Annotated in this window: 20 protein-coding genes; 5 read left to right on the forward strand and 15 right to left on the reverse strand. The window is 68.5% G+C overall.

The window, feature by feature from the left end; all coding sequences use genetic code 11:
* Window positions 1-101: 101 nt before the first annotated feature.
* The 7 genes from ACFXGJ_RS08585 to ACFXGJ_RS08615 are packed head-to-tail and all read right to left on the reverse strand — an operon-like array spanning window position 102 to window position 7,630.
* On the reverse strand, window positions 102-773 hold the full coding sequence (locus ACFXGJ_RS08585; RefSeq protein WP_378617926.1) for a CoA transferase subunit B: 672 nt from the start codon (window positions 771-773) through the stop codon (window positions 102-104).
* Window positions 770-1,516: a CoA transferase subunit A gene (locus ACFXGJ_RS08590; protein ID WP_378617927.1), complete on the reverse strand. Its 747-nt coding sequence runs from the start codon at window positions 1,514-1,516 to the stop codon at window positions 770-772. The genes ACFXGJ_RS08585 and ACFXGJ_RS08590 overlap by 4 nt, the downstream gene beginning before the upstream one ends.
* A complete protein-coding gene (locus tag ACFXGJ_RS08595; protein WP_378617928.1) occupies window positions 1,513-2,382 on the reverse strand; it encodes an HpcH/HpaI aldolase/citrate lyase family protein in 870 nt (289 codons plus the stop codon). The genes ACFXGJ_RS08590 and ACFXGJ_RS08595 overlap by 4 nt, the downstream gene beginning before the upstream one ends.
* A gap of 1 nt (window position 2,383) precedes the next feature.
* Window positions 2,384-2,914, reverse strand: coding sequence for a MaoC family dehydratase (locus ACFXGJ_RS08600; protein ID WP_378617929.1), 531 nt, complete (start codon window positions 2,912-2,914; stop codon window positions 2,384-2,386).
* The gene (locus tag ACFXGJ_RS08605; protein WP_378617930.1) at window positions 2,911-4,074 is read right to left on the reverse strand and encodes an acyl-CoA dehydrogenase family protein; all 1,164 of its coding nucleotides are present in this window, start codon (window positions 4,072-4,074) and stop codon (window positions 2,911-2,913) included. The genes ACFXGJ_RS08600 and ACFXGJ_RS08605 overlap by 4 nt, the downstream gene beginning before the upstream one ends.
* Window positions 4,071-6,092 (reverse strand): acetyl/propionyl/methylcrotonyl-CoA carboxylase subunit alpha, encoded by a 2,022-nt coding sequence (locus ACFXGJ_RS08610; RefSeq protein WP_378617931.1) that lies wholly within the window; start codon window positions 6,090-6,092, stop codon window positions 4,071-4,073. Before ACFXGJ_RS08610 ends, ACFXGJ_RS08605 begins: the two co-directional genes overlap by 4 nt.
* Before the next feature lie 5 nt (window positions 6,093-6,097).
* Entirely contained in the window at window positions 6,098-7,630 is a 1,533-nt protein-coding gene (locus tag ACFXGJ_RS08615; protein ID WP_378617932.1) for a carboxyl transferase domain-containing protein, read from the reverse strand.
* Between the two features lie 114 nt (window positions 7,631-7,744).
* Between ACFXGJ_RS08615 and ACFXGJ_RS08620 the strand changes: the two genes are divergently transcribed.
* Both ACFXGJ_RS08620 and ACFXGJ_RS08625 read left to right on the forward strand, forming a co-directional pair.
* A complete protein-coding gene (locus ACFXGJ_RS08620) occupies window positions 7,745-8,338 on the forward strand; it encodes a TetR/AcrR family transcriptional regulator (RefSeq protein WP_378617933.1) in 594 nt (197 codons plus the stop codon).
* Window positions 8,339-8,420: 82 nt separating this feature from the next.
* Complete coding sequence (locus ACFXGJ_RS08625; protein WP_378617934.1) at window positions 8,421-8,750, forward strand: YnfA family protein; 330 nt, start codon at window positions 8,421-8,423, stop codon at window positions 8,748-8,750.
* Window positions 8,751-8,759: 9 nt separating this feature from the next.
* Here the strand turns inward: ACFXGJ_RS08625 and ACFXGJ_RS08630 are convergent, their stop codons facing one another.
* Window positions 8,760-9,404 carry a YoaK family protein gene (locus ACFXGJ_RS08630; RefSeq protein ID WP_378617935.1) on the reverse strand — a complete coding sequence of 215 codons (645 nt, stop codon included), beginning with the start codon at window positions 9,402-9,404 and terminating at the stop codon, window positions 8,760-8,762.
* Window positions 9,405-9,610: 206 nt separating this feature from the next.
* Here ACFXGJ_RS08630 and ACFXGJ_RS08635 point away from each other — a divergent pair, with 206 nt between their 5' ends.
* Window positions 9,611-11,206, forward strand: coding sequence for an MFS transporter (locus ACFXGJ_RS08635; RefSeq protein WP_378617968.1), 1,596 nt, complete (start codon window positions 9,611-9,613; stop codon window positions 11,204-11,206).
* On the opposite strand, the gene ACFXGJ_RS08640 is transcribed toward ACFXGJ_RS08635, so the two are convergent.
* The 3 genes from ACFXGJ_RS08640 to ACFXGJ_RS08650 are packed head-to-tail and all read right to left on the reverse strand — an operon-like array spanning window position 11,173 to window position 14,392.
* Complete coding sequence (locus ACFXGJ_RS08640) at window positions 11,173-12,531, reverse strand: diacylglycerol/lipid kinase family protein (protein WP_378617936.1); 1,359 nt, start codon at window positions 12,529-12,531, stop codon at window positions 11,173-11,175. The genes ACFXGJ_RS08635 and ACFXGJ_RS08640 overlap by 34 nt on opposite strands.
* 48 nt (window positions 12,532-12,579) lie before the next feature.
* Window positions 12,580-13,983 (reverse strand): DUF2252 domain-containing protein, encoded by a 1,404-nt coding sequence (locus ACFXGJ_RS08645; protein WP_378617937.1) that lies wholly within the window; start codon window positions 13,981-13,983, stop codon window positions 12,580-12,582.
* Between the two features lie 4 nt (window positions 13,984-13,987).
* The gene (locus ACFXGJ_RS08650) at window positions 13,988-14,392 is read right to left on the reverse strand and encodes a hypothetical protein (RefSeq protein ID WP_378617938.1); all 405 of its coding nucleotides are present in this window, start codon (window positions 14,390-14,392) and stop codon (window positions 13,988-13,990) included.
* Window positions 14,393-14,701: 309 nt separating this feature from the next.
* On the opposite strand from ACFXGJ_RS08650, the gene ACFXGJ_RS08655 reads away from it, so the two are divergent.
* Both ACFXGJ_RS08655 and ACFXGJ_RS08660 read left to right on the forward strand, forming a co-directional pair.
* Window positions 14,702-15,154: a DUF6325 family protein gene (locus tag ACFXGJ_RS08655; protein WP_378617939.1), complete on the forward strand. Its 453-nt coding sequence runs from the start codon at window positions 14,702-14,704 to the stop codon at window positions 15,152-15,154.
* A gap of 15 nt (window positions 15,155-15,169) precedes the next feature.
* Complete coding sequence (locus ACFXGJ_RS08660) at window positions 15,170-15,466, forward strand: SHOCT domain-containing protein (protein ID WP_378617940.1); 297 nt, start codon at window positions 15,170-15,172, stop codon at window positions 15,464-15,466.
* 72 nt (window positions 15,467-15,538) lie between these two features.
* Here the strand turns inward: ACFXGJ_RS08660 and ACFXGJ_RS08665 are convergent, their stop codons facing one another.
* The 4 genes from ACFXGJ_RS08665 to ACFXGJ_RS08680 form a co-directional block, all read right to left on the reverse strand.
* The gene (locus ACFXGJ_RS08665) at window positions 15,539-16,648 is read right to left on the reverse strand and encodes an NDMA-dependent alcohol dehydrogenase (protein ID WP_378617941.1); all 1,110 of its coding nucleotides are present in this window, start codon (window positions 16,646-16,648) and stop codon (window positions 15,539-15,541) included.
* 28 nt (window positions 16,649-16,676) lie between these two features.
* Window positions 16,677-18,179 carry an aldehyde dehydrogenase family protein gene (locus ACFXGJ_RS08670; protein ID WP_378617942.1) on the reverse strand — a complete coding sequence of 501 codons (1,503 nt, stop codon included), beginning with the start codon at window positions 18,177-18,179 and terminating at the stop codon, window positions 16,677-16,679.
* Window positions 18,180-18,344: 165 nt separating this feature from the next.
* Window positions 18,345-20,015: a sigma-54-dependent Fis family transcriptional regulator gene (locus tag ACFXGJ_RS08675; protein ID WP_378617943.1), complete on the reverse strand. Its 1,671-nt coding sequence runs from the start codon at window positions 20,013-20,015 to the stop codon at window positions 18,345-18,347.
* A gap of 12 nt (window positions 20,016-20,027) precedes the next feature.
* Window positions 20,028-21,665, reverse strand: a complete 1,638-nt coding sequence (locus ACFXGJ_RS08680) for an AMP-binding protein (protein WP_378617944.1) — start codon at window positions 21,663-21,665, stop codon at window positions 20,028-20,030.
* Between the last annotated feature and the right edge of the window lie 117 nt (window positions 21,666-21,782).

Below are 21,782 nucleotides of genomic sequence, written 5' to 3' on the forward strand. Positions count from 1 at the left end.
TCGCGATGCCGCCCAGATCGGACCCGGAGAAGTCCTTGAGCGATCCGAGCAGCCTGCCCACAGGGGTACGGGCTCCGGCGACGATGACAGAACTGGTGGACTCAGACATTGATCTCCCTCGATTCGTTCACGATGACGGCGGTATCCACGACCAGTTCGGTCGCCGTCGCGGCCCTGACGTCCTCGGCGGTCACCCCGGGCGCGAGCTCCCGAAGGATCAACTTCTCGCCGTCGACGTCTATGACGGCCAGGTTCGTGATGATGCGGTGCACCACCGCACGCCCAGTCAGCGGCAACGTGCACCGATCGACGATCTTCGCGCCGCCGTCACGGTCGGTGTGCTCCATCACCACGATGACCCGCCGGGCACCGTGCACCAGATCCATGGCGCCGCCCATGCCCTTGACCATCTTGCCCGGCACCATCCAGTTGGCGAGGTCCCCGCTGCGGGAGACCTGCATGCCACCGAGAACTGCGGTGTCGATGTGGCCACCGCGAATCATCCCGAACGACAACGCCGAATCGAAGAACGCCGCACCGGGATTGACGGTCACCGTCTCCTTTCCCGCGTTGATCAGGTCAGGATCGACCCGGTCTTCGGCGGGGTACGGTCCGGTGCCGAGGATGCCGTTCTCCGAGTGCAAGACCACCTTGACCCCGTCGGACAGGTAGTTGGGAATCAGGGTCGGCAGTCCGATTCCCAAGTTGACGTACTCGCCGTCCACCATCTCGGCGGCGGCGCGCTGCGCCATCTGCTCACGTGACCAACTCATGCCGACACCGTCCGCTTCTCGATCCGTTTGTCCTGCTGCCCCGTGTGGACGACGCGCTGGACGAACACCCCGGGCACGTGCACCTGGGCGGGGTCGATCTCGCCCGGCTCGACCAGCTTCTCGACCTGCGCGATCGTGACCCGGCCGGCCATCGCGGCCAGCGGGTTGAAGTTCATCGCGGTCTTGTTGAACACCAGATTCCCCTCGGTGTCACCGATCTCGGCGTGCACCAGCGCATAGTCGGCGACGATCGACTCCTCGAGCACGTACGTCCTGCCGCGGATCACGCGGGTCTCCTTCGGCGGGGAGGCAATCGCGACGGAACCGTCTGCGTTGTAGCGCCAGGGCAGTCCGCCCTCGCTGATCGGCGTGCCCACCCCAGCGGGAGTGAAGAAGGCTGGGATTCCGGCCCCACCGGCACGCAGCCGCTCGGCGAGGGTGCCCTGCGGGGTCAGCTCCACCTCGAGCTCCCCCGACAAGTACTGGCGCGCAAACTCCTTGTTCTCCCCGACATAGGACGCGGTGACCCGCCGAATCCGTCGTGCGGAGAGCAGAATTCCGAGACCGAAGTCATCGACCCCGCAATTGTTCGAGTACACCTCGAGGCCGCCGACACCGCGCTCGGCGAGTGCGCCGATCAGGTCGGAGGGGATGCCGCACAAGCCGAAACCGCCCACGGCAAGGGTGGACCCGTCGGCAACGTCGGAGACCGCGTCGGCCGCGCTCGCACAGACCTTGCTCATCGATTCCCTCCGTTCTCAGTGGCGGACCCGGCGGCGCCGGACCGTCGCACGATTGCCTCGGCGTGCCGGAGAACCGGGGCGTCCACCATCTTTCCCTCGAACGCGAAGACCCCGCGCTGGTCCGACACTGCAGCGAGAACCCTTTGTGCCCAATTGATCTCGTCCTCGCTCGGCTCGTACGCCGCCGCGATCACCGCGACCTGACTCGGGTGGATCGCCACCTTCGCGTCGAACCCGACCGCCACCGCGTCCTCGGACTCGGCCCGCAGCCCGTCCAGGTCCCCGATGTCCAGGTACACAGAGTCGAGCGCGAAGAGGCCGTGCGCCTTGGCCGCGAGCAGCGACACGGACCGGACGTGCCGGGCGACATCCCGGTACGAACCGTCGGCGCGCCGGCTGGAGTTGCCGCCGAGCGCCGCGACGAGATCCTCCGCTCCCCACATCACCCCGATCGCGTTGGCGACCTCAGCCGATTCGGCCACGCACAGCGCGCCGCGCGGCGACTCGATCAGCGCGATCACCTCGCGGGGCGCGAGGGAGCGCACCTGCTCTGCCGATTCGCACTTGGGCAGCATCACCCGCGGGTACCGCGTTCGGGACAGTGCCGCCAGATCGAGGGCCTGGTCCTCGGTCCCCGCCGCATTGATCCGTACGACCGTGCGTTCCGGGTCCAGCGGGTTGTCCACCAGTGCCCGCCGCGCCGTCTCCTTGTCCGCCGGACTCACGCCGTCCTCGAGGTCGAGGATGACGACGTCCGCCGCCGCGGCGGCCTTCGCGTAACGCTCCGGCCGGTCCGCGGGACAGAACAGCCAGGCAGGCCCGGGCGGTGTCCACGGTGCGGAGCGGTCGGAAGATGAGGTCTGCACGTCATTCCTCCGTCGTGTCGGGACGCTTGCGCACCAACGTCTTCCGGACCGCGGTCGCGACGACGTCGCCGTGCTGGTTGCGTCCGGTGTGCGCGAACGTCACGATGCCCTCGCCCGGACGGCTCTTCGACTCGCGCTTGTCGGTGATCACGGTCTCCGCATACAGCGTGTCTCCGTGGAAGAGCGGCTTCGGAAAGGCGATCTCGGAGAATCCGAGATTGCCCACGATCGTGCCCTGCGTGAGCTGCGCGACCGAGAGCCCGACCAGGGTGGAGAGCGTGAACATCGAGTTCACCAGCCGTGCGTTGAACGGCGGCAGCGCATCGCTGAACGCGGCATCGAGGTGCAGCGCCTGGGTGTTCATGGTCAGCGTGGTGAACAGGACGTTGTCGGCCTCCGTGACGGTACGTCCGGGACGGTGTTCGTAGACGACGCCGGTCTCGAACTCCTCGAACCAGAGTCCGCGCTGGACAACCCGTCTGGTGGGTTCGGTCCTATCCCCTGTCGCTTCACTCGCCCCGCCGGTGGTCACAGCCCCGCCTCACGCGCGATGAGCATCAGCTGCACCTCGGTGGTTCCCTCGCCGATCTCGAGGATCTTGCTGTCCCGGTAGTGGCGGGCCACCGGGTACTCGTTCATGAAGCCGTAGCCGCCGAAGATCTGCGTGGCGTCGCGCGCGTTGTCCATCGCCGCCTCGCTGGCCACCAGCTTGGCGATCGACGCCTGCTTCTTGAAGGGCTTGCCCGCCAACATGAGTGCGGCCGCGTCGTAGTAGGCGGTGCGGGCAACGTGTGCGCGCACCTCCATCCGGGCAATCTTGAACGCGATGGCCTGGTTGGCGCCGATCGGCTTGCCGAATGCCTCGCGCTCCTTGGCGTACTTCACCGATTCGTCGACGCAGCCCTGGGCCGCGCCCACGCTGAGCGCGGCGATGGCGATCCGGCCCTCGTCGAGGATGCGCAGGAAGTTCGCATAGCCCCGGCCGCGCTCGCCCAGCAGGTTCTCGCGGGGCACGCGCACGTCCTGGAACGTCAGGGGGTGCGTGTCCGAGGCGTTCCAGCCGACCTTGTTGTAGGCGGGCTCGGCCGTGAAGCCGGGGGTGGAGGTGGGCACGAGGATGGTGGAGATCTCCTTCTTGCCGTTCTCCCCGACCCCGGTGACCGCCGTGACGGTCACCAACTTCGTGATGTTCGTGCCGGAGTTGGTGATGAACTGCTTGTTGCCGTTGACGATCCAGCTCTCGCCGTCCTCGCGTGCGGTGGTCCTGGTGCCACCGGCGTCGCTACCCGCGCCGGGTTCGGTCAATCCGAAGGCGGCGAGGGACTTTCCGCTCGTCAATTGCGGCAGCCACTCCTGCTTCTGCGCCTCGTTGCCGAAGCGGTAGATCGGCATGGCACCGAGCGAGACGCCTGCCTCGAGGGTGATGGCCACCGACTGGTCGACCTTGCCGAGCTCCTCGAGTGCCAGGCAGAGCGCGAAGTAGTCGCCGCCCTGTCCGCCGTACTCCTCGGGGAACGGCAAACCGAACAGTCCGAGGTCGGCCATGCCGGCGACGACCTCGTACGGGAAGGTGTGGTTCGCGTCGTGCTCGGCGGCGACCGGCGCTACGACGCTCTGGGCGAAGTCCCGGACGGTCTTCGCCAGCTGCTGGTACTCGTCGGGCAGCTCTCCGGTGGACAGGTACTCGGTCATGACGCGGCGTCCTTCGTCTCGGTCTCGGTGGTGGTTTCGGTGGGTACGACTCGTGCCAGCAGTTGGTCGACCTTGACCTGGTCGCCCGCGGCGACCAGGAGTTCGACGGTGCCGTCGATCGGCGAGGTCAGCGCGTGCTCCATCTTCATCGCCTCGACGACCACGACGGTCGTGCCCGCGGTGACGATCGCGCCGGTCTCGACACCGACGGCGATGACGGCTCCGGGCATCGGGCTGACGAGTTCCGCCTCCCCCGCGTGGGCGTCGCCGGTGCGGACGCTGAGTTCCGCGGCCTCGCGCAATGCCGCGGTGCCGCCGGGGCCGGCCAGCCAGATGTGGCCGTCGTGACAGGCGACGCGGTATTCCGCCCGCAGCCCGTCGAGCGTGACGGACAGCGTCGTTCCGTCCAGTGATGCTGTGAGCGAACGGCTTTCGCCGCTCTCCATCGTGACCAGCGCGGCGTCGGGGGTGCCCGTGATGCGCACGTGGTCGGTGCGGCCAGGTGTCACGAGCCGGATACTCGTCGGCGCGGCGGTACCGACGCGCCAGCCGGTCGGCAGCTCCCAGGGGTCGACCCGCTGCCCCCGCGGCCAGTGCGTGAGCCAGCGGTAGGCACCGGCGGCGATGAACTGCTCGTCGGCGACGTCGGCGGCCGCGAAGTCGGCGAGGCGGCGGTCGAGCAGCCCGGTGTCGAGTCGGCCTTCGACCACGTCGGGGTCTGCGAGCAGGAACCGCGCGAACTCGATGTTGGTGACCACACCGAGCACCGCGGTGTCGGCGAGTGCGCGATCGAGGGTCCGGAGCGCCGACGCGCGATCCGGGCCGTGCGCGATCACCTTCGAGAGCATGGGGTCGTAGTCGCTGCCGATCTCGGTGCCCGCCCGCAGACCCGAGTCGACGCGCACGCCAGGCCCGGACGGCTCGAGCAGGTCGACGACCAGACCGCCGGTGGGCAGGAATCCGCGGGCGGGATCCTCGGCGTAGACGCGGGCCTCGATGGCGTGGCCGGTGAGGGTGATCTCGTCCTGGCCGAAGCCGAGCTTCTCCCCCGCGGCCACCCGCACCTGCCATTCCACCAGGTCCAGGCCGGTGACCATCTCGGTGACCGGGTGCTCGACCTGCAGCCGGGTGTTCATCTCCATGAAGAAGAACTCGTCGGGCCGGTCCGCGGAGACGATGAACTCCACGGTGCCGGCGCCGGAGTAGTCGACGCTGCGGGCGGTGTTGCAGGCCGCCTCGCCGATCCGGGCCCGGGTAGCCTCGTCGAGCAGCGGCGACGGCGCTTCCTCGATCACCTTCTGGTGGCGGCGCTGCAGGCTGCACTCACGCTCGCCGAGATGAACCACGTTGCCGTGATTGTCGGCGAGGATCTGCACCTCGATGTGCCTGGGCCGCAACACGAACCGCTCCAGGAACAGGGTGTCGTCGCCGAATGCGGACGCGGCCTCGCGGCGCGCACTGGCGAGTGCGTCGGCCAGCTTGCCGGGTTCCTCGACCAGGCGCATGCCCTTGCCGCCGCCACCGGCCGACGGCTTCACCAACACCGGGTAGCCGATGTCCTCGGCAGCGGCGATCAGTTCGTCGTCGGTCAGCCCGGGCCGGGCGATCCCGGGCACCACCGGCACCTCGAACTCGGCCACCGCGTTCTTGGCGGTGATCTTGTCGCCCATCACCTCGATGGCCCGGGCGGACGGTCCGAGGAACGCGATGCCTGCAGCCTCGAGTGCGGCCGCGAACTCCGCGTTCTCGGACAGGAATCCGTAGCCGGGATGCACAGCCTGGGCACCGGTGCGCCGCGCCGCGTCGACGACCTTGCCGATGTCGAGGTAGCTCTCGCGCGCGGCGGCGGGGCCGAGCAGCACCGCGGCGTCGGCCTCGCGGACGTGCCGCGCACCGGCGTCCGCCTCGCTGTACACGGCGACCGAGCGGATGCCCATCGCGCGCAGGGTACGGATGACGCGGACCGCGATCTCACCGCGGTTGGCGACCAGGACCGTGTCGAAAAGTGTCGAAGTCATCTCACTCACATCCGGAAGACGCCGTAGGAGACCGGCTCGATCGGCGCCTGTGCGCACACCGAAAGTGCCAGTCCGAGAACAGTTCTGGTGTCGGCAGGATCGATGATTCCATCGTCCCACAGTCGGGCGGTCGAATAGTAGGGGTTGCCCTGCGTTTCGTACTGGGCACGAATCTCGTCCGGGTCGTTTCCCGAGCCGACCGCGCCGAGCACCTGGGCGGCCTGCTCACCGCCCATCACCGAGATCCGGGCGTTGGGCCACATCCACAGGAAGCGGGGCGAGTACGCACGGCCGCACATCGAGTAGTTGCCCGCGCCGTACGAACCGCCGATGACGACCGTCAGCTTCGGCACCCGCGCACAGGCCACCGCGGTCACCATCTTCGCGCCGTGCTTGGCGATGCCACCGGCCTCGTAGTCGCGGCCGACCATGAAGCCCGCGATGTTCTGCAGGAACAACAGCGGGACACTGCGCTTGTCGCACAGCTCGATGAAGTGCGCCCCCTTCATCGCGGACTCGGCGAACAGCACCCCGTTGTTGGCGACGATGCCGACGGGATGCCCGTGGATGTGCGCGAATCCGGTGACCAGGGTCTTGCCGTACTCGGCCTTGAACTCCTGGAAGGCCCCGCCATCGACCACACGCGTGATGACCTCGTGCACGTCGTAGGGAGTGCGCGGGTCGGTCGGGACGACGTCGTACAGCTCGGCCTGGTCGGCGACCGGATCCACCGTCTCCCGCACGTCCCACGGCCGTTCGGTGCGCGGACCGAGGGTGGCGACGATGTTCCGCACGATCCGGAGCGCGTCCTGGTCGTCCTCGGCCAGGTGGTCGGTGACGCCGGAGACCTTCGAGTGCAGGTCGCCGCCGCCCAGCTCCTCGGCCGTGACGACCTCACCGGTCGCGGCCTTCACCAGCGGCGGGCCGCCCAGGAAGATCGTGCCCTGATTGCGCACGATGACGGCCTCGTCACTCATCGCGGGCACGTACGCGCCACCGGCGGTGCACGAACCCATCACGGATGCGATCTGCGCAATTCCCTTGGCGCTCATGGTCGCCTGGTTGTAGAAGATCCGGCCGAAGTGCTCGCGGTCGGGGAACACCTCGTCCTGCCGGGGCAGGAAGGCGCCACCGGAGTCGACGAGGTAGACGCAGGGCAGGTTGTTCTGCAGCGCGATCTCCTGCGCCCGCAGGTGCTTCTTGACGGTCATCGGGTAGTAGGTGCCGCCCTTGACCGTCGCGTCGTTGGCGACGATCACGCACTCGCGGCCGGAGACCCGGCCGATGCCGGCGATCATGCCCGCCCCCGGACACTCGTCGTCGTAGAGACCGTTCGCCGCGAGCGGGGAGAACTCGAGGAACGGGCTGCCCGGGTCGAGCAGGGTGTTCACCCGGTCCCGCGGGAGCAACTTGCCCCGATCGACGTGCCGTTGCCGCGACTTCTCGCTGCCGCCGAGCGCGGCAACGGCCAGCCGCTCACGCAGCTCGTCGACCAGGCGCGTGTGCTCGGCCCTGTTGCGATCCCCGTCGAAGGTCATATCGCCGCTCCGTCTGCTAGGTCGATGCCATTCAGTTAATCATCGATAACCGAATCTAAGATAACTATGATTAACTGAGTTGTCTAGATCTTGTGACGGAGAGGGGGTGTCGATGTGACATCCGAGAACCAGACCGCGCGCAGCCGCGCGAAGGCCGACCGGCGCAGGCAACTCCTGCAGGCCGCGGCGCGACTGATCGCCGAGCGCGGATTCATCGGGGTACGGCTCGAGGACCTGGGGTCCGCGGTCGGGATCAGCGGACCCGCCGTCTACCGGTACTTCCCCAACAAGGAGGCACTGCTCGTCGAGCTGCTGGTCGACATCAGTCGCCGTCTGCTCGACGGGGGCACCGCGGTGGCCGAGGCGGCGCAGGAGCCGGAGGAGGCGCTCGCCGGCCTCGTCGAGTTCCACCTCGACTTCGCGCTCGGCGAGCCGGACCTCATTCGGGTCCAGGACCGCGACCTCGAGTCCCTGCCGCCCGCGCAGCGTCGTCAGGTCCGCCAGTTCCAGCGGCAGTACGTCGAGATCTGGGTTCAGGTCCTGCAGAAGGTCGACCCGGCACTCGAGGAGACGGACGCCCGGATCAAGGCGCACGCGACTTTCGGGCTGATCAACTCGACGCCGCACAGCGCGAGCCGGACCTCGGCCACGCGCACCCGCGCGATCCTGCGACGGATGACGGTCGCGGCGTTGGCGCCGGGCGCGTAGCCGCAGCAGGTTCCCGCTCCCACCCGTCCGATACCCGACCCGCAGCGGTCCCGGCCGGGGCCGGCGACGTTAGTGTCCTGACATGACCGTCGCGAAGTCCGTCGCCCTGTTCGCCGTCGCGGCAGTGTTCGAGATCGGTGGCGCCTGGCTCGTCTGGCAGGGCATCCGCGAGCACCGCGGCTGGCTCTGGGCCGGTCTCGGGATCGTGGCCCTCGGCGCCTACGGCTTCGTCGCCACCCTCCAGCCGGACGCGAACTTCGGCCGGATCCTCGCCGCGTACGGCGGCGTCTTCGTCGCCGGTTCGCTGATCTGGGGCATGGCGATGGACGGCTTCCGCCCGGACCGCTGGGACGTCGCGGGCGCGCTGCTCTGCCTCGTCGGGGTCGCGGTCATCATGTACGCGCCACGCTGACACCTCCGCTCACGCCGGGCCAGGAAGCCGCGCCGACGCGACCGCGAGCCCCAATGCCGTGACGGCCGCGAGCCACAGCCCGGCCAGCCCGATCCACCGGTGCACGGCGGCGCCCGCGACCACACCGAGCACCAGCCCGAGCCAGAGCACCGCGAATCGCACCCACCCCCAGCGGGGACCACCCGTCAATGCCCCGCCGATCCCCTGGCCCAGCTTCACCAGCGTCCCGGTCATGTAGGTCAGGCTGATCGAGGCCTGTTCGCTGCCCTCGAACACCGTGTTCTCGACTCCCATCGCGAGCGCCAGCGCAGTGACGATCACCTGCGTCGGCGCGAACGGGTGCACGACCGCCGCGAACGCCAGGAGCACCGCCACCAGCCCCAGGACCGTGGGCCCGCGGCGACCGGCCGCCCGGCGACCCAGCACCGAACCGAGCACCACGCCGAGAACGAAGAGCGCGATCACTGCGGCGCCCACCGCGGCCGGATGCCATCCGCCGCCGACCGCCGCGACCGCGGCTCGCGTCGAGTTGCCGCTCATGAAGGACACGAAGAATCCGCCGAGGACGATGAAGCCCATCGCGTCCACGTATCCGGCGAGCGCGGCGAGCAGGACCGCTGTAGTCGCGGTGGCTCGACCGGCGTTGACGATCACCCTGGCCTCCTCGCGTCGACCTCATTCCAACACACGAACGCCGCACCCGCGGGTCCCGAGCACCGGCAGGCGCGATCGGCGTTCGGCCGGGAAACGGCCCCTCCCGGTGGGATACTTCCCCTGTGTCCACGACGGGAAGCCTCGCCCTAGTGGCGGTCGACGCGTTTCGAGATCGCACCACCTGACGTCACGCCGGACGACCCGGCCTGGAACCGACCTCCGGGCAGTTCCTGATGACGCTCGACAGTTCGGTGATGAACGTGTCGATGGCCACCGTCGCCGCGGACGTGGGCACCACCATCACCGGCATCCAGACGGCGATCACGTTGTACACCCTGGTGATGGCCACCCTGATGATCACCGGCGGCAAGGTGGGCGCCATCATGGGCCGCCGACGCGCCTTCGGAGTGGGTCTGGTCGTCTACGGCGCCGGCTCGCTGACGACGGCGCTCGCGCCCGATCTCACGGTGCTGCTGCTCGGTTGGTCCCTACTCGAGGGGATCGGAGCGGCCCTGATCATGCCGGCGATCGTGTCGCTGGTCGCCGCGAACTTCCCGCCCGAGCGCCGGACCGCCGCCTACGGTCTGGTGGCTGCGGCCGGTGCGATGGCGGTAGCCCTCGGCCCGCTCCTCGGTGGCGCGGTCACCACCTTCGCGTCCTGGCGGTACGTGTTCGCCGGTGAGGTCGTGATCGTGGCGGCCATCCTGGCGGTGCTGCGCAAGGTGCAGGACGTTCCGTCGTCCCGCGTCCGACTCGACCTCGTCGGGTCGGGTCTGTCGGTGCTGGGTCTGGGTGCGCTGGTGTACGGGGTCCTGCGCTCGAGCGAATGGGGGTGGGTGCTGCCCAAGCCCGGAGGTCCGCAACTGATGGGACTGTCGCCCGTCATCTGGCTGCTGCTGACCGGCCTCGTCGTGACCTACGGGTTCCTGCGCTGGGAAACGCACCTGGCGAACGCGGGCAGGGAACCGCTCCTCGACCCCACGCTCCTTCGCAACCGCCAGCTCTCGGGCGGGCTCTCGATGTTCTTCGCACAGTTCCTGGTTCAGGCCGGCGTGTTCTTCACGGTCCCGCTCTTCCTGTCGGTGGTCCTCGAACTCAGCGCGCTCGAGACCGGCCTGCGGATCCTGCCGCTGTCGGTCGCCCTCGTCCTGGCCGGCGCGGGGATCCCCAAGTTCCGGCCGCAAGCGAATCCGCGCCGCGTGGTCCGGACAGGACTCGGGTCGATGATCGTCGGGATCCTGATCCTGGTCGCGGGCATGGATCCCGATAGCAACGCCGCGGTCGTCATGATCCCGATGCTGTTCATGGGTCTCGGGCTCGGCGCGCTGTCCTCGCAGCTCGGCGCCGTCACGGTGTCTGCTGTGCCGGATTCTCAGAGCGCCGAGGTGGGCGGGCTGCAGAACACCGCCACCAATCTCGGTGCCTCGCTGGGCACGGCGCTCATCGGGTCGGTGCTGATCGCCACCCTGACCACGTCGGTCGTGGCGAGTATCGAGAACAACCCCGCCGTGCCCGCCTCGGTGCAGCAACGGGCCTCCACCGAACTGGCCGACGGGGTTCCGTTCCTGTCGACCACTCAGTTGCAGGACGCGCTGGAGTCCGCCGGCGTGACGGGCCCGGCCGCTGACGCCGTGGTCGACGTCAATTCCGACGCGCGACTCGATGCACTTCGGGTGGCGCTCGCGCTGACCGCCCTGCTCGCCGTCGCGTCGCTGTTCGCCACCGGCCGGGTGTCCGCCAGGGCGGTGGGCTCACCGGTCCGAGAAGATCATTCGCCGACCGAGGGTGCTGCTGCGGGCTGAGTCCGAGATCCAGTCGCCAAGGCGCGCAATCGCACCCAGTCGAGCGTGGGTCTCGGTGTCCGCACCCCCGGTCGGTGCCGGGGCACCAGCACCCGCAGCGCCCCGGGTCTGATCGAGCAGTGCACGGGCGTCCGGATCGTCAACGACTCGCCGTCGACCCCGACAGAGATCTCGTCCGTGTCCGAATCCACGACCACCTCACGCACCGACTGCTGGGTGAGACCGCTTTGCCGCGAGCGGTTCAGTAGTCCCACCGCCTGGCGCGTGCTGTCCACCGAAATGGTCACGACCCCGAGGTTTCCAGCGTCCAGGCTCGTCCGCCTGCCCAGTCCGACAAGGTCGTTGGTGCGGTACGGTCCGTTGCTCACCAGCACTGCCTGCGGCCCCGTCACGGTGACCCCGGCGGCTCGCACGACCAACCGCGCGCCCCGGTGCCCCTTGATCAGGTCGGGCAGCATGCGCAGCACCGTCCGTGTCTTGTCGTTCCGGTACGCCGGGCTCTGCACCACCTCCGCGTAGACACCGAAAGAGGCGTTGTTGACGAACGTGCGCCCGTTCAGCGAGCCGAGGTCCACCCGAAGCTCGACTCCCTCTCGCAACGCGTCCAGGCACGTCGCGGGATCGTCGCGGTCGAGGCCGAGATCCAGCGCGAAATGGTTGCGGGTCCCCGCGCTGATCACCAGGAACGGGAGATCGTGCTCGGCCGCCACCGCGGCAACCAGTGCCTGGGTTCCGTCACCACCGGCGACTCCGAGCAGGTCGGCGCCGCGGTCCACCGCCGCACGCGCGAGCGCCGTGACGTCGACCTCCCCAGGTCCTTCCAGCAGCACGACCTCCGCGCCCAGCACGCGCGCCTTGTGCTCGAGATCGAACTTCTCCACCTTGCCGCCACCCGAGTGCGGATTCATCACCAGGAACGGGCGCCGTGGCTGCGGCGCGGACCGCTCGGGTGTCCCGTCGTGTCGACTGTCGGCAAGCGCGAGACGCCCACACGCGATCGCGAGCGCGAAGACCCCGAGCGAGACCAGGACGACCCACAGCAGCTGCGCCCGCACGAACACGACCACCACGACGATCGGGCTGAGGACCGCGAACGCGAACGCGATCCAGCGGAGCGCGCCGCGGCTGGTGAGGAACAGGTACAGCGCCGCAATGGTCACCGCTACGCCGCCGACCCCCGCCACGAGGAGTGCGATCGCGGCCAGCACTCCCGCCACCACCACCGGTAGTGCAGCCGCGCAGAATGCGGCCGCGAATGCGGACCGGGCCCACCACCGGCGCGCTGCGTCGCCGGGTACCGGCGGTGAGCCCGTGTCGTCGTTCATGTGCTGCCCCCAGGCGTGCATGTGGTGGACGGATTCTCGCGTGCCGTGTCACAACCCGAGCCGTGCCTCGACCCGGCCGTCGGCAATGGCCTCGAGCAACGCCGCGTGGTCTCGCGCATTCTGGTCCGCATAGGTCTCCGCGAACTCGGCTATGGCGTGGTCGAATTCGGTGCCCGAGCCGAGATACGCGGCTATGGCGACTCGGTCGCCTGCACGGGCGTGCGCGTACGCCAGCGCCCGCCCGCACAGCCGGCCGTACAACGCCATCGCGGTCGGCGCCATCGTGTCGATCACCGCGGACCCCTTGCCGTCACGCAGCTGGCGCAGGTGGAAGTCTCGCCGAACACCGTCGAACCCTGGCCCCTGCTGCCAGCCCAGGAAGATGTCGCTGGCAGCCTGCATCAGACGCTGCCCCTCCACGACCCGTTCGCCCTCGTTCGGGAACGACGGCCCCTCCAGGTAGCCGGCCAGCACCGACTGCTGGGCCTCCTTCGCCTGGAGGAAGAGCGGATCGTCCTCGTCGACACCTCGAAACAGAAGGATCCAGGCCCGGGTGCCGACGCTACCGACCCCGACCACTTTGCGCGCGGCCTGCACGAGTTCGAAACGATCGAACAGCACCCGCCGATTGGCCTGCAGTGTCTGGCGGTACTCCCCCAGCCGCTGCCGCAGCTCCGCGTAGAGCAGCTTCACGTCGGCGTCCGGGAAGACCTCCTCGATCGGCGCGATCAACGGGGGAAAGCTGTTGATCCTCCGCTGGCCCTCCACCATTGCGGTCAGCTTGGTCAATGCCTGGACGCTGTCGCGGTGCGACGACTTCTCGAGCGCCTTCCGGATCCGCTTGCTCGTCGAGGTGTCGAGCTCGTCCCGAAGTTCCAGGAGTTCTGTCGTGGGCTCGATGTGCGAGTACCAGGCCGCGAGTGTCCCCCGGTCCGCCTGACGCGCCATGGTCTCGCGGTACTCGGCGACGCACGCCAGGGTGACCCGCGCACGTTGCTTGTCTGCGAACCCGTTCTCCCGCCCGGCGACCGCGAGACTGCCGGCCAGGCGTTTGACGTCCCATTCGAACGGCCCCGGGTACGTCTCGTCGAAATCGTTGATGTCGAACGCCACCCTGCGTTCCGGCGTGGCGTAGAGGCCGAAATTGCCCATGTGCGCATCCCCGCACAGGTGAGTGCGCAGGCCCGTGCTGGGTGCGTGGAAAAGATCGTCGGCCATGATCCGCGCACCACCCCGGTAGAACGCGAACGCGGTGCTGGCCATCCGCCCGTACCGCACGGGAACGAGCTGCGGGACACGGGTCGCTGCCTGCAGCTCGAGGAGGTCGACCACCGAGCGCGGGCGAGTGCCGTCGTGCTCCGCCAGCGCGGCGAACGGCACCGCGCGCCGCGCGGCCAGCCCCCGTTCCGCGCGGTCTTCCCGGGTGAGCGGATCGGTCGTGTCGCTCGACAAGTCGTCAGCCGACCTGGTCGGGCTTCCAGGTGGACACCGCCCAGATGACGACGATGTCGAGCGCGATGATCAGGACCGACCACCACGGGTAGTACGGCAGCCAGAGGAAGTTGGCGATCAGCGACAGCGCGGCGATACCGATCGCGCAGATTCGCGCCCAGCCCGCACCCGTGAAGAGCGCGATACCGACGAGCACGATCAGCGCTCCGAGCACGATGTGAATCCAGCCCCAGGAGGTGAGATCGAACTTGTAGGTGTACGAGACGCCGACGACGAACACGTCGTCCTTCGCCACCGCCGAAATTCCCTGCAACACCTGGAGCACGCCCACGGTGACCAGCAGGATTGCCGCTCCGATCGAGGTGCCGGTCGCGACCTGACTCCTGACCGACGAATTGTTCTCCGACATCTCCGGTCTCCCTTCTCGATACGCCCTGACGATGCACTCCAATTCTCCGCCTGCCGGGACGAGTTGGTGGGCAATCTCGTGCACGGAATTGTCGGGTACTGCGGGAAAAAGCCCAGTGCGACGGGACCGGACCGAACTATGCTCGACAATGATCGACGGAACCTCGTCGGCTCCACGGGACCGCGGAACCGCCGGACGCGAGCCAGGTACGTCGCCCCCGGAATCGGTCGTCCGCCCCCGCCCTGGAGTGGTCCCGCCGACCGCACAGCCCGCGCCAGGCAGTTCCGACCGGTCCCAGAGAGGTTCCCCATGAATGACGACATCCCATTCGAAGACATCGGGCCAATCGACTATCTAGTCATCGAGTTTCCCGCCGACCGGAGCCCGGACGGTTCCGCGCTTCCACTGCTGCTCGACCTCGTGGATCGAGGCATAGTTCGGGTGCTGGACCTGGCGTTCGTCCGCAAGCTGGCCGACGGCTCGGTCGTCGGGGTCGACATCTCCGAACTCGGATTCGAGGGTGACATCGAGGTGTCCGTGTTCGCCGAGGCCTCGTCAGGCCTCCTCGACAACGCAGATCTCGACGAGGCGGCCGCGATCCTCGAGCCGGGTTGCTCGGCAGCGGTTCTCGTCTACGAGAACCGCTGGGCAGCGCCGTTCGCCGCGGCGCTCCGACACAGCGGCGCTCAGCTCGTGGCGTCGGGTCGTATCCCCGTCCAGGGCATCCTCGCATCGCTCGATGCACTCGAAACCCAATCGTGAACCAAGGAGGCCAACATGCCCGGACTGCTTCGCGGGGTTGCCCGCACCGCCGCGATCGCCGGAACCGCGACCGCTGTCTCCAACCGAGTGTCCCGCCGCCAGGGACGGCGGTGGGCTGCCGAGGAGCAGACGGCACCACCCGTATCTGAGCCCCGACCGCCGCAGCCCCCGCCGGTGAGCACAGCACCGGAGCCCGATGCCGCGGGGATGGACCGCATCACCGCGCTGAAGGAACTCGGAGAGCTCCACGCCAGCGGTGTGCTCGACGACGACGAATTCAAGGCTGAGAAGGCCCGGATTCTCGGACAGTGAGCGCCGCCATGACACGCGCACCCCGAACCTCCGGAGAGGAGCGGGGTGCGCGCGGGACACAGCTGCCCGGAATCAGGCGTGGACGATCACACCGCGAATGTTCTTGCCGTCACGCAGGTCCTGGTATCCCTGGTTGACGTCCTCGAGTCGGTACTGCGTGGTGACCAGTTCGTCGAGCTTCAGTTGACCCGCATCGTAGAGCCGCAACAGCTTGACGATGTCGTACTGCGGGTTCATCGAGCCGAAGAGCGAGCCCTTGATGGTCTTCTGGTTGAGCGTCAGATCGCAGCCCGACACGTGCACGGTGAGCTTCGCCGGATCGGCCAGACCCGTGATGACGACCGTCCCACCCTTGCCGATCACTGCTGTGGCGGCCGAGACGACCTCCTCGTCGACGGTGCCGACCAGGATCAGAGCGGCGTCCGCGCCCTGCCCCCAGGTGAGCTCGTTGACCTTTTCCGCGGCGCTCGCCGCATCCGCGAAGGCGTGCGTGGCGCCGAACTTCAGCGCCTGCTCCCGCTTCATCGCGACCGGGTCGACCACGACGACGTACTTGCAGCCCGCGCTGACGGCGCCCTGCACGGCGTTGATGCCGAGGCCGCCGATCCCGTAGACCACGGCGGTGTCGCCGGCGCGCAGGTTGCCCGCATTCACCGCGGTGCCCCAGCCCGACGGGACACCACAGCCGACCAGCACCGCAGTCTCGAGCGGCAGCCAGTCGTCGACCTTGACCACCGAGTGCTGCGAGATCGTCGCGCGCTCGGAGAAGGTGCCGAGCATGCACATCGCGCCGAAATCCATTCCTCCGCCGTGGAATCGGAAGCTCCCGTCGGGCATGGAGCCCTCCAGGATGGTGGCGCCCATGTCGCACAGGTTCTGTCGACCCGTCGAGCAGTAGCGACAGGTCCCGCAATTCGGGATGAAACTGCACACCACGTGGTCACCGGGCTTGACCTTCGTGACGCCCGGGCCGACCTCCTCGATGATCCCGGATCCCTCGTGCCCGCCGACGATCGGATAGCGCGGCGGCAGGTCCCCGTCGGTCAGGTGCAGGTCCGAATGACAGAGGCCGGCTGCGGTGTACTTGATCAACACCTCGCCGGGACCCGGGCCGTCGAGCTCGAGCTCCATCAGCTCGAACGGCTTGCCCGCCTCGAGAAGTACTGCGGCAGTGGTCTTCATGTGTGTCTCCTTCTTCGGAACGGGCGGGTCAGAGTGCGACGTTGACGGATTTGGTGATGGTGTAGGCGTCGAGGCCGGCCGCGCCCAGTTCGCGACCCCAGCCGGACTGCTTGTAGCCGCCGAACGGCATCGCGGTGTCGAAGCCGTTGTACTGGTTGATCCACACCGAGCCGGCCTTCAGCTGGCGCGCGGTCCGGTGGGCCTTGGAGATGTCACGGGTCCAGATCCCGGCGGCAAGGCCGTAGATCGAGTCGTTGGCTGCTGCGGCGACCCCGGCGGCCGCGTTGAACGGCATCGCCGCGACCACCGGACCGAAGATCTCCTCGCGCACGATCGAGAACTCCGGCTCGACGTCCACGAACACGGTCGGCTCGACGAAGTACCCGGTCTCGCCCCAGCGCTTCCCTCCGGTCAGAGCCCGTGCACCATCGGCCAGACCTGCGGCGAGGTAGCCGGTCACCTTGTCGAACTGTTCCTGGGACACCAACGGGCCGAGCTGGGTGGCCGGGTCGAGACCGGGCCCGATCTTCACCTGGCTCGCGGCGTGCGCGACGGCCTGGGTGAACTCGTCGAAGATCGAGTCCTCCACAAACAGCCTGGTACCTGCCACGCAGCACTGTCCGTGATTGAACAGCCACGCGTTGAGCGAACCCTCGACTGCCGCATCGAAGTCGGCATCCGCGAAGACGATGTTCGGGCTCTTGCCGCCGAGCTCGAGCGAGACCTTCTTGAGGTTCCCCTTCGCGGCCTCGACGATCTTCTTGCCGACCTCGGTCGAGCCGGTGAAGGCGATCTTGTCGACGTCCTCGTGCGCCGACAGCGCCGCACCCGCGTCACCGAAGCCGCTGACGATGTTGACGACACCGGGCGGGAATCCGGCCTCCTGGAACACCTCCCCGAGCAGCAGCGCCGTGAGAGGGGTCTGCTCGGCGGGCTTGAGGATCACAGTGTTGCCCGCCGCCAGCGCGGGCGCGAGCTTCCATGCGGCCATCAGCAGCGGGAAGTTCCACGGCACGATCAGGCCACAGACACCGACCGGCTCGCGCAGCGTGTACGCGTGGAACTGGGCACCCGGGGCGAACGGCATCGACACGTTGACGGTGCTGCCCTCGATCTTGGTCGCCCAGCCCGCGTAGTAGCGGAAAACGTCTGCGGCCCAAGCGACGTCGACGGCGGAGGCGATGCCGGCGGACTTGCCGTTGTCCAGGGCCTCGAGCTGGCCGAACTCCTCGGCGCGCTCGGACAGGATGTCGCCGACCCGCCAGATCAACCGTTCCCGCTCGTTGGGCTTCATCGACGCCCACGGTCCCTCGTCGAACGCCGCCCGTGCCGCGCGCACCGCGCGGTCGACGTCCTCGGCCTGCCCGTGCGCTACCTCTGTGAGCGGGTTGCCGGTGGCAGGGTCGTAGGTCGGGAAGGTCCGTCCGGAGGCGGCCGAGATCCACTCGCCTCCGATCAGGAGCTTCTTCGGGCCCCCACCCAGAAAGGCCTGAACCCCTGCGGTGAGCGGAAAGTCGGCTATCGCTGTCATCGGATCTCCCTACGAAGTGATGGTGTGATGCACGCCATACTTCGCCCGTTCCGGACCCGCTAACTGTGCAAGGTTCGGACAGTGCCCGCGACCGTGGACAGGGAATAGGGACCCGGGACCCGGCCAGACCGAATGATGGTTCCCATCACCCTGCGTGGCCGGGGGTCAGACCGAGATGTCCAGCGCCCGGATACGGGCGTACAGGGTGCTGCGACTGATCCCGAGCTGCTCCGCGGCGTGCACCTTGTTGCCGCCGCACTCTGTGAGCGCGTCCACGATCGCCTGCCGTTCGGCGCGCTCCCGGCCGGCGAGCCTGGCGACTCGACCCGGTGTCCGATAGCGATCGGGTAAGTCCGTCAACGTAATTCGGTTTCCGGCACACGATCGTGCAGCCTTCGTCAGCACCACCCGAAGCTCGGCGAGGTTCCCCGGCCACTGCGCCGCGGTCAGCGCGGCGAGCGCGGTCGCGGTGAGCCTCAGCCCCGGCGCGATCTCACCGAGCAGCGCTCCGGCAATCTCCGGGAACTCGGCACCGCGCTGACGCAGCGGCGGCAGGACCAGCTGCTCCGGGCACCGCGCGACCAATGCCGCGACCGGAGCGGCCAGGTCCGCCTCGGGCGCGGAGACGAGCAGGATCCGGGGATCAGCGGCCGCGATCGCTTCCGACACCAGGGGATGCACGGATTCCGGCAGCAACTGGACGTGGTCGACGGCGACGATCTCGCCCGATCGTTGCAGGCTTCGAGCCAGCCCGGCGGTCCAGGACTCGAGGCCCTGCACGGCGATTCGGGTGGCATCGTGGCAGTGCACGATCCGAGTCGCCGCGACGTCCCGGACGGCGGTGCTGCGTCCCGACCCGGGTTCGCCGTAGATCACCAGGGCGTCGGAGGTGCCGCGCAGCCGCTCGAGTTCTGCTCGGACCCGTTCCACTGCAGGAGGATTCGTCCGAGAAGTGCGGCGCCGAATCGGTGCGGCCGGCCTCTGCACCGGCTGCACCAGAAACAGCGCCCCTCCGTCGGTGCCCGCGATCCGGTCGGCGCGCACCCGAGCGACTTCACCCGAGGCGAGTTCGAGCTGCACGGTCCGCGACTGGTCGGGCTTCAGGTCGGTGGCGAGTCCCCGCAACGTCGCGTGGTCGGCCACGTCCAGCAGGTCCAGCGCCGCCCGGTTGCTGAGCAGGATGTCCTCTCCGATCGCGGTGACCGCGACCTGCCGCTGAGGCGAGACCCGCTGGAAGGCATCGACCAACCGCTGCTCCGAGGCCCTCGCACCCTCGAGCAGTCGCCTCTCGATGTCGGCGGCGGCCCGCTGCAGAAACGGCGCGAACAACGAGTTCACCTGCGGAGCAATGCATGTCATGTCGAGGATCCCCTCGACCCGGTGCGTGACGGGATGGATGATGGGATGCCCGTAGCAGCTCAGACCCTTGAACTGCTCGAGGTAGTGCTCCTCGCCGTTGATCACGATGCCTCGGCGCACCTCGAGCGGTGTCCCGATCGCGTTCGTCCCCGCCCGGTCCTCGCCGAACCGGGACCCGAGCAGCACCCCGAGCCGTTCCATCCGTCGTTCGACGGCCCGGGTGTCGAAGACCCGCGCGACGATGCGGCAGTCGGGATCGGCGAGCAGCACGCAGAGCTCGGTCCCCGCGATCTGCACACCGACCTCGTCCAGGACCGGCCTGGCGGCCCGCAGCAGTCGGCCGGAGAGGTCGAGGTCCGCGGCCGGGGAGGCATCGAACCCGCGGCCCGGATCGAGGCCGCTGAGCAGCGACCGCTTCCACGACATCGCGATCTCGGGGCGGACCGCTGTCCGTCCGTCGGCATCCCCGGTCGTCATCGCACGCTCCGCCTATCCACGACCGATCAGCTCGACCGACCTCTCGCGCATCTCGATCTTGCGGATCTTGCCGGTGACGGTCATCGGGAACTCGTCGACGACGTGCACGTACCGGGGGATCTTGTAATGGGCGAGCTTGCCGGTGCAGAACGATCGCACCGAGTCGGCGTCGAGGTCGTCGGCGCCCTCGCGCATTCGGATCCACACCATCAGTTCCTCGCCGTACTTGGCATCCGGAACCCCGACCACCTGGGCGTCGAGGATGTCGGGATGCGTGTAGAGGAACTCCTCGATCTCCCGCGGGTAGACGTTCTCCCCGCCCCGGATCACCATGTCCTTGATCCGGCCGGTGATCGCGACGTACCCGTCTGCGTCCATGACCCCGATGTCCCCGGTGTGCATCCACCGCGCCGCGTCGATCGCCTCGGCAGTCTTCTCCGCGTTGTTCCAGTAGCCGAGCATCACCGAGTAGCCGCGGGTGCACAGCTCGCCCGGCTTCCCGCGCGCCACGGTCAGCCCCGTCGCCGGGTCGACGATCTTGACCTCGAGGTGCGGTCCGACCCGCCCGACGGTGGACACCCGCTGGTCGACGGTGTCGTCGGAGCGGGTCTGCAGGGACACCGGGGAGGTCTCGGTCATGCCGTAGCAGATCGACACCTCGGCCATCCCCATCCGCTCGATGACCTGCTTCATCACCTCGACGGGACACGGTGAACCGGCCATGATCCCGGTCCGCAGACTCGACAGGTCGTAGGTGTCGAAGTCGGGGTCGGCGAGCTCGGCGATGAACATCGTCGGCACCCCGTACAGCGAGGTGCACCGCTCGGCTTGAACCGCCTCCAGGGTCGCCCTCGGATCGAAGGCCGGCGACGGGATCACCATGGTCGCACCGTGACTGGTGCACGCGAGGTTGCCCATCACCATCCCGAAGCAGTGGTAGAACGGCACCGGGATGCACACCCGATCCTGTTCGGTGTAGTGGCACAGTTCGCCGACGAAGTACCCGTTGTTGAGGATGTTGTGGTGACTGAGCGTGGCGCCCTTCGGGAACCCCGTTGTCCCGGAGGTGTACTGGATGTTGATCGGCTCGTCCGCCGACAACCCCGCCTGCGCCGTCGCCAGGACACCCGGGTCGGCGGTCAGTGCGGCGGCACCGTCGGCACCCAGGGCTCGCCAGTCGTCGCCGCCCAGCAGGATCACCGACGTCAGGTCGGGACAGTTCGGGCGGACCGTCTCGATCATCGCCGCGTAGTCGGAGGTCTTGAAGCTCGCCGCGGACACCAGCATCACGATCCCGGCCTGCTCGAGCACGTACTGCAGCTCGTGTGAACGATATGCCGGGTTGATGTTGACCAGGATCGCCCCGATCTTGGCGGTGGCGTACTGGATCATGGTCCATTCCGGGCAGTTCGGCGCCCAGATGCCCACCCGGTCCCCCTTGCCGATCCCACGCCGCAGCAATCCGGTTGCGATCGCGTCGATCTCGGCCCGCAGCTCGGTGTAGGTCCACCGGCGGCCGGAGGCGTGGTCGACGAGCGCCTCCCGGTCGGCGTGCGCGGCCGCGGTCCGGTCGAAGTTTTCGCCGATGGTGTCCCCCAACATCGGGGCATCCCAGACGCCGGAGGTGTAGCTGGGCAGCGGCGTGGTCATTGCGCAATTCCTCTCCCGCGCCGGGTCGGCGCCTGGCCCTCGGGCGGGGCCCTGTGTGATTTGAACCTACCGAAAGACTGTGATGTACGACATAGTCCGCGGTGCGGGGCGCCCGTA

This window comes from Rhodococcus sp. NPDC059234, assembly GCF_042754225.1.
Classification (GTDB): Bacteria; Actinomycetota; Actinomycetes; order Mycobacteriales; family Mycobacteriaceae; genus Rhodococcus_G.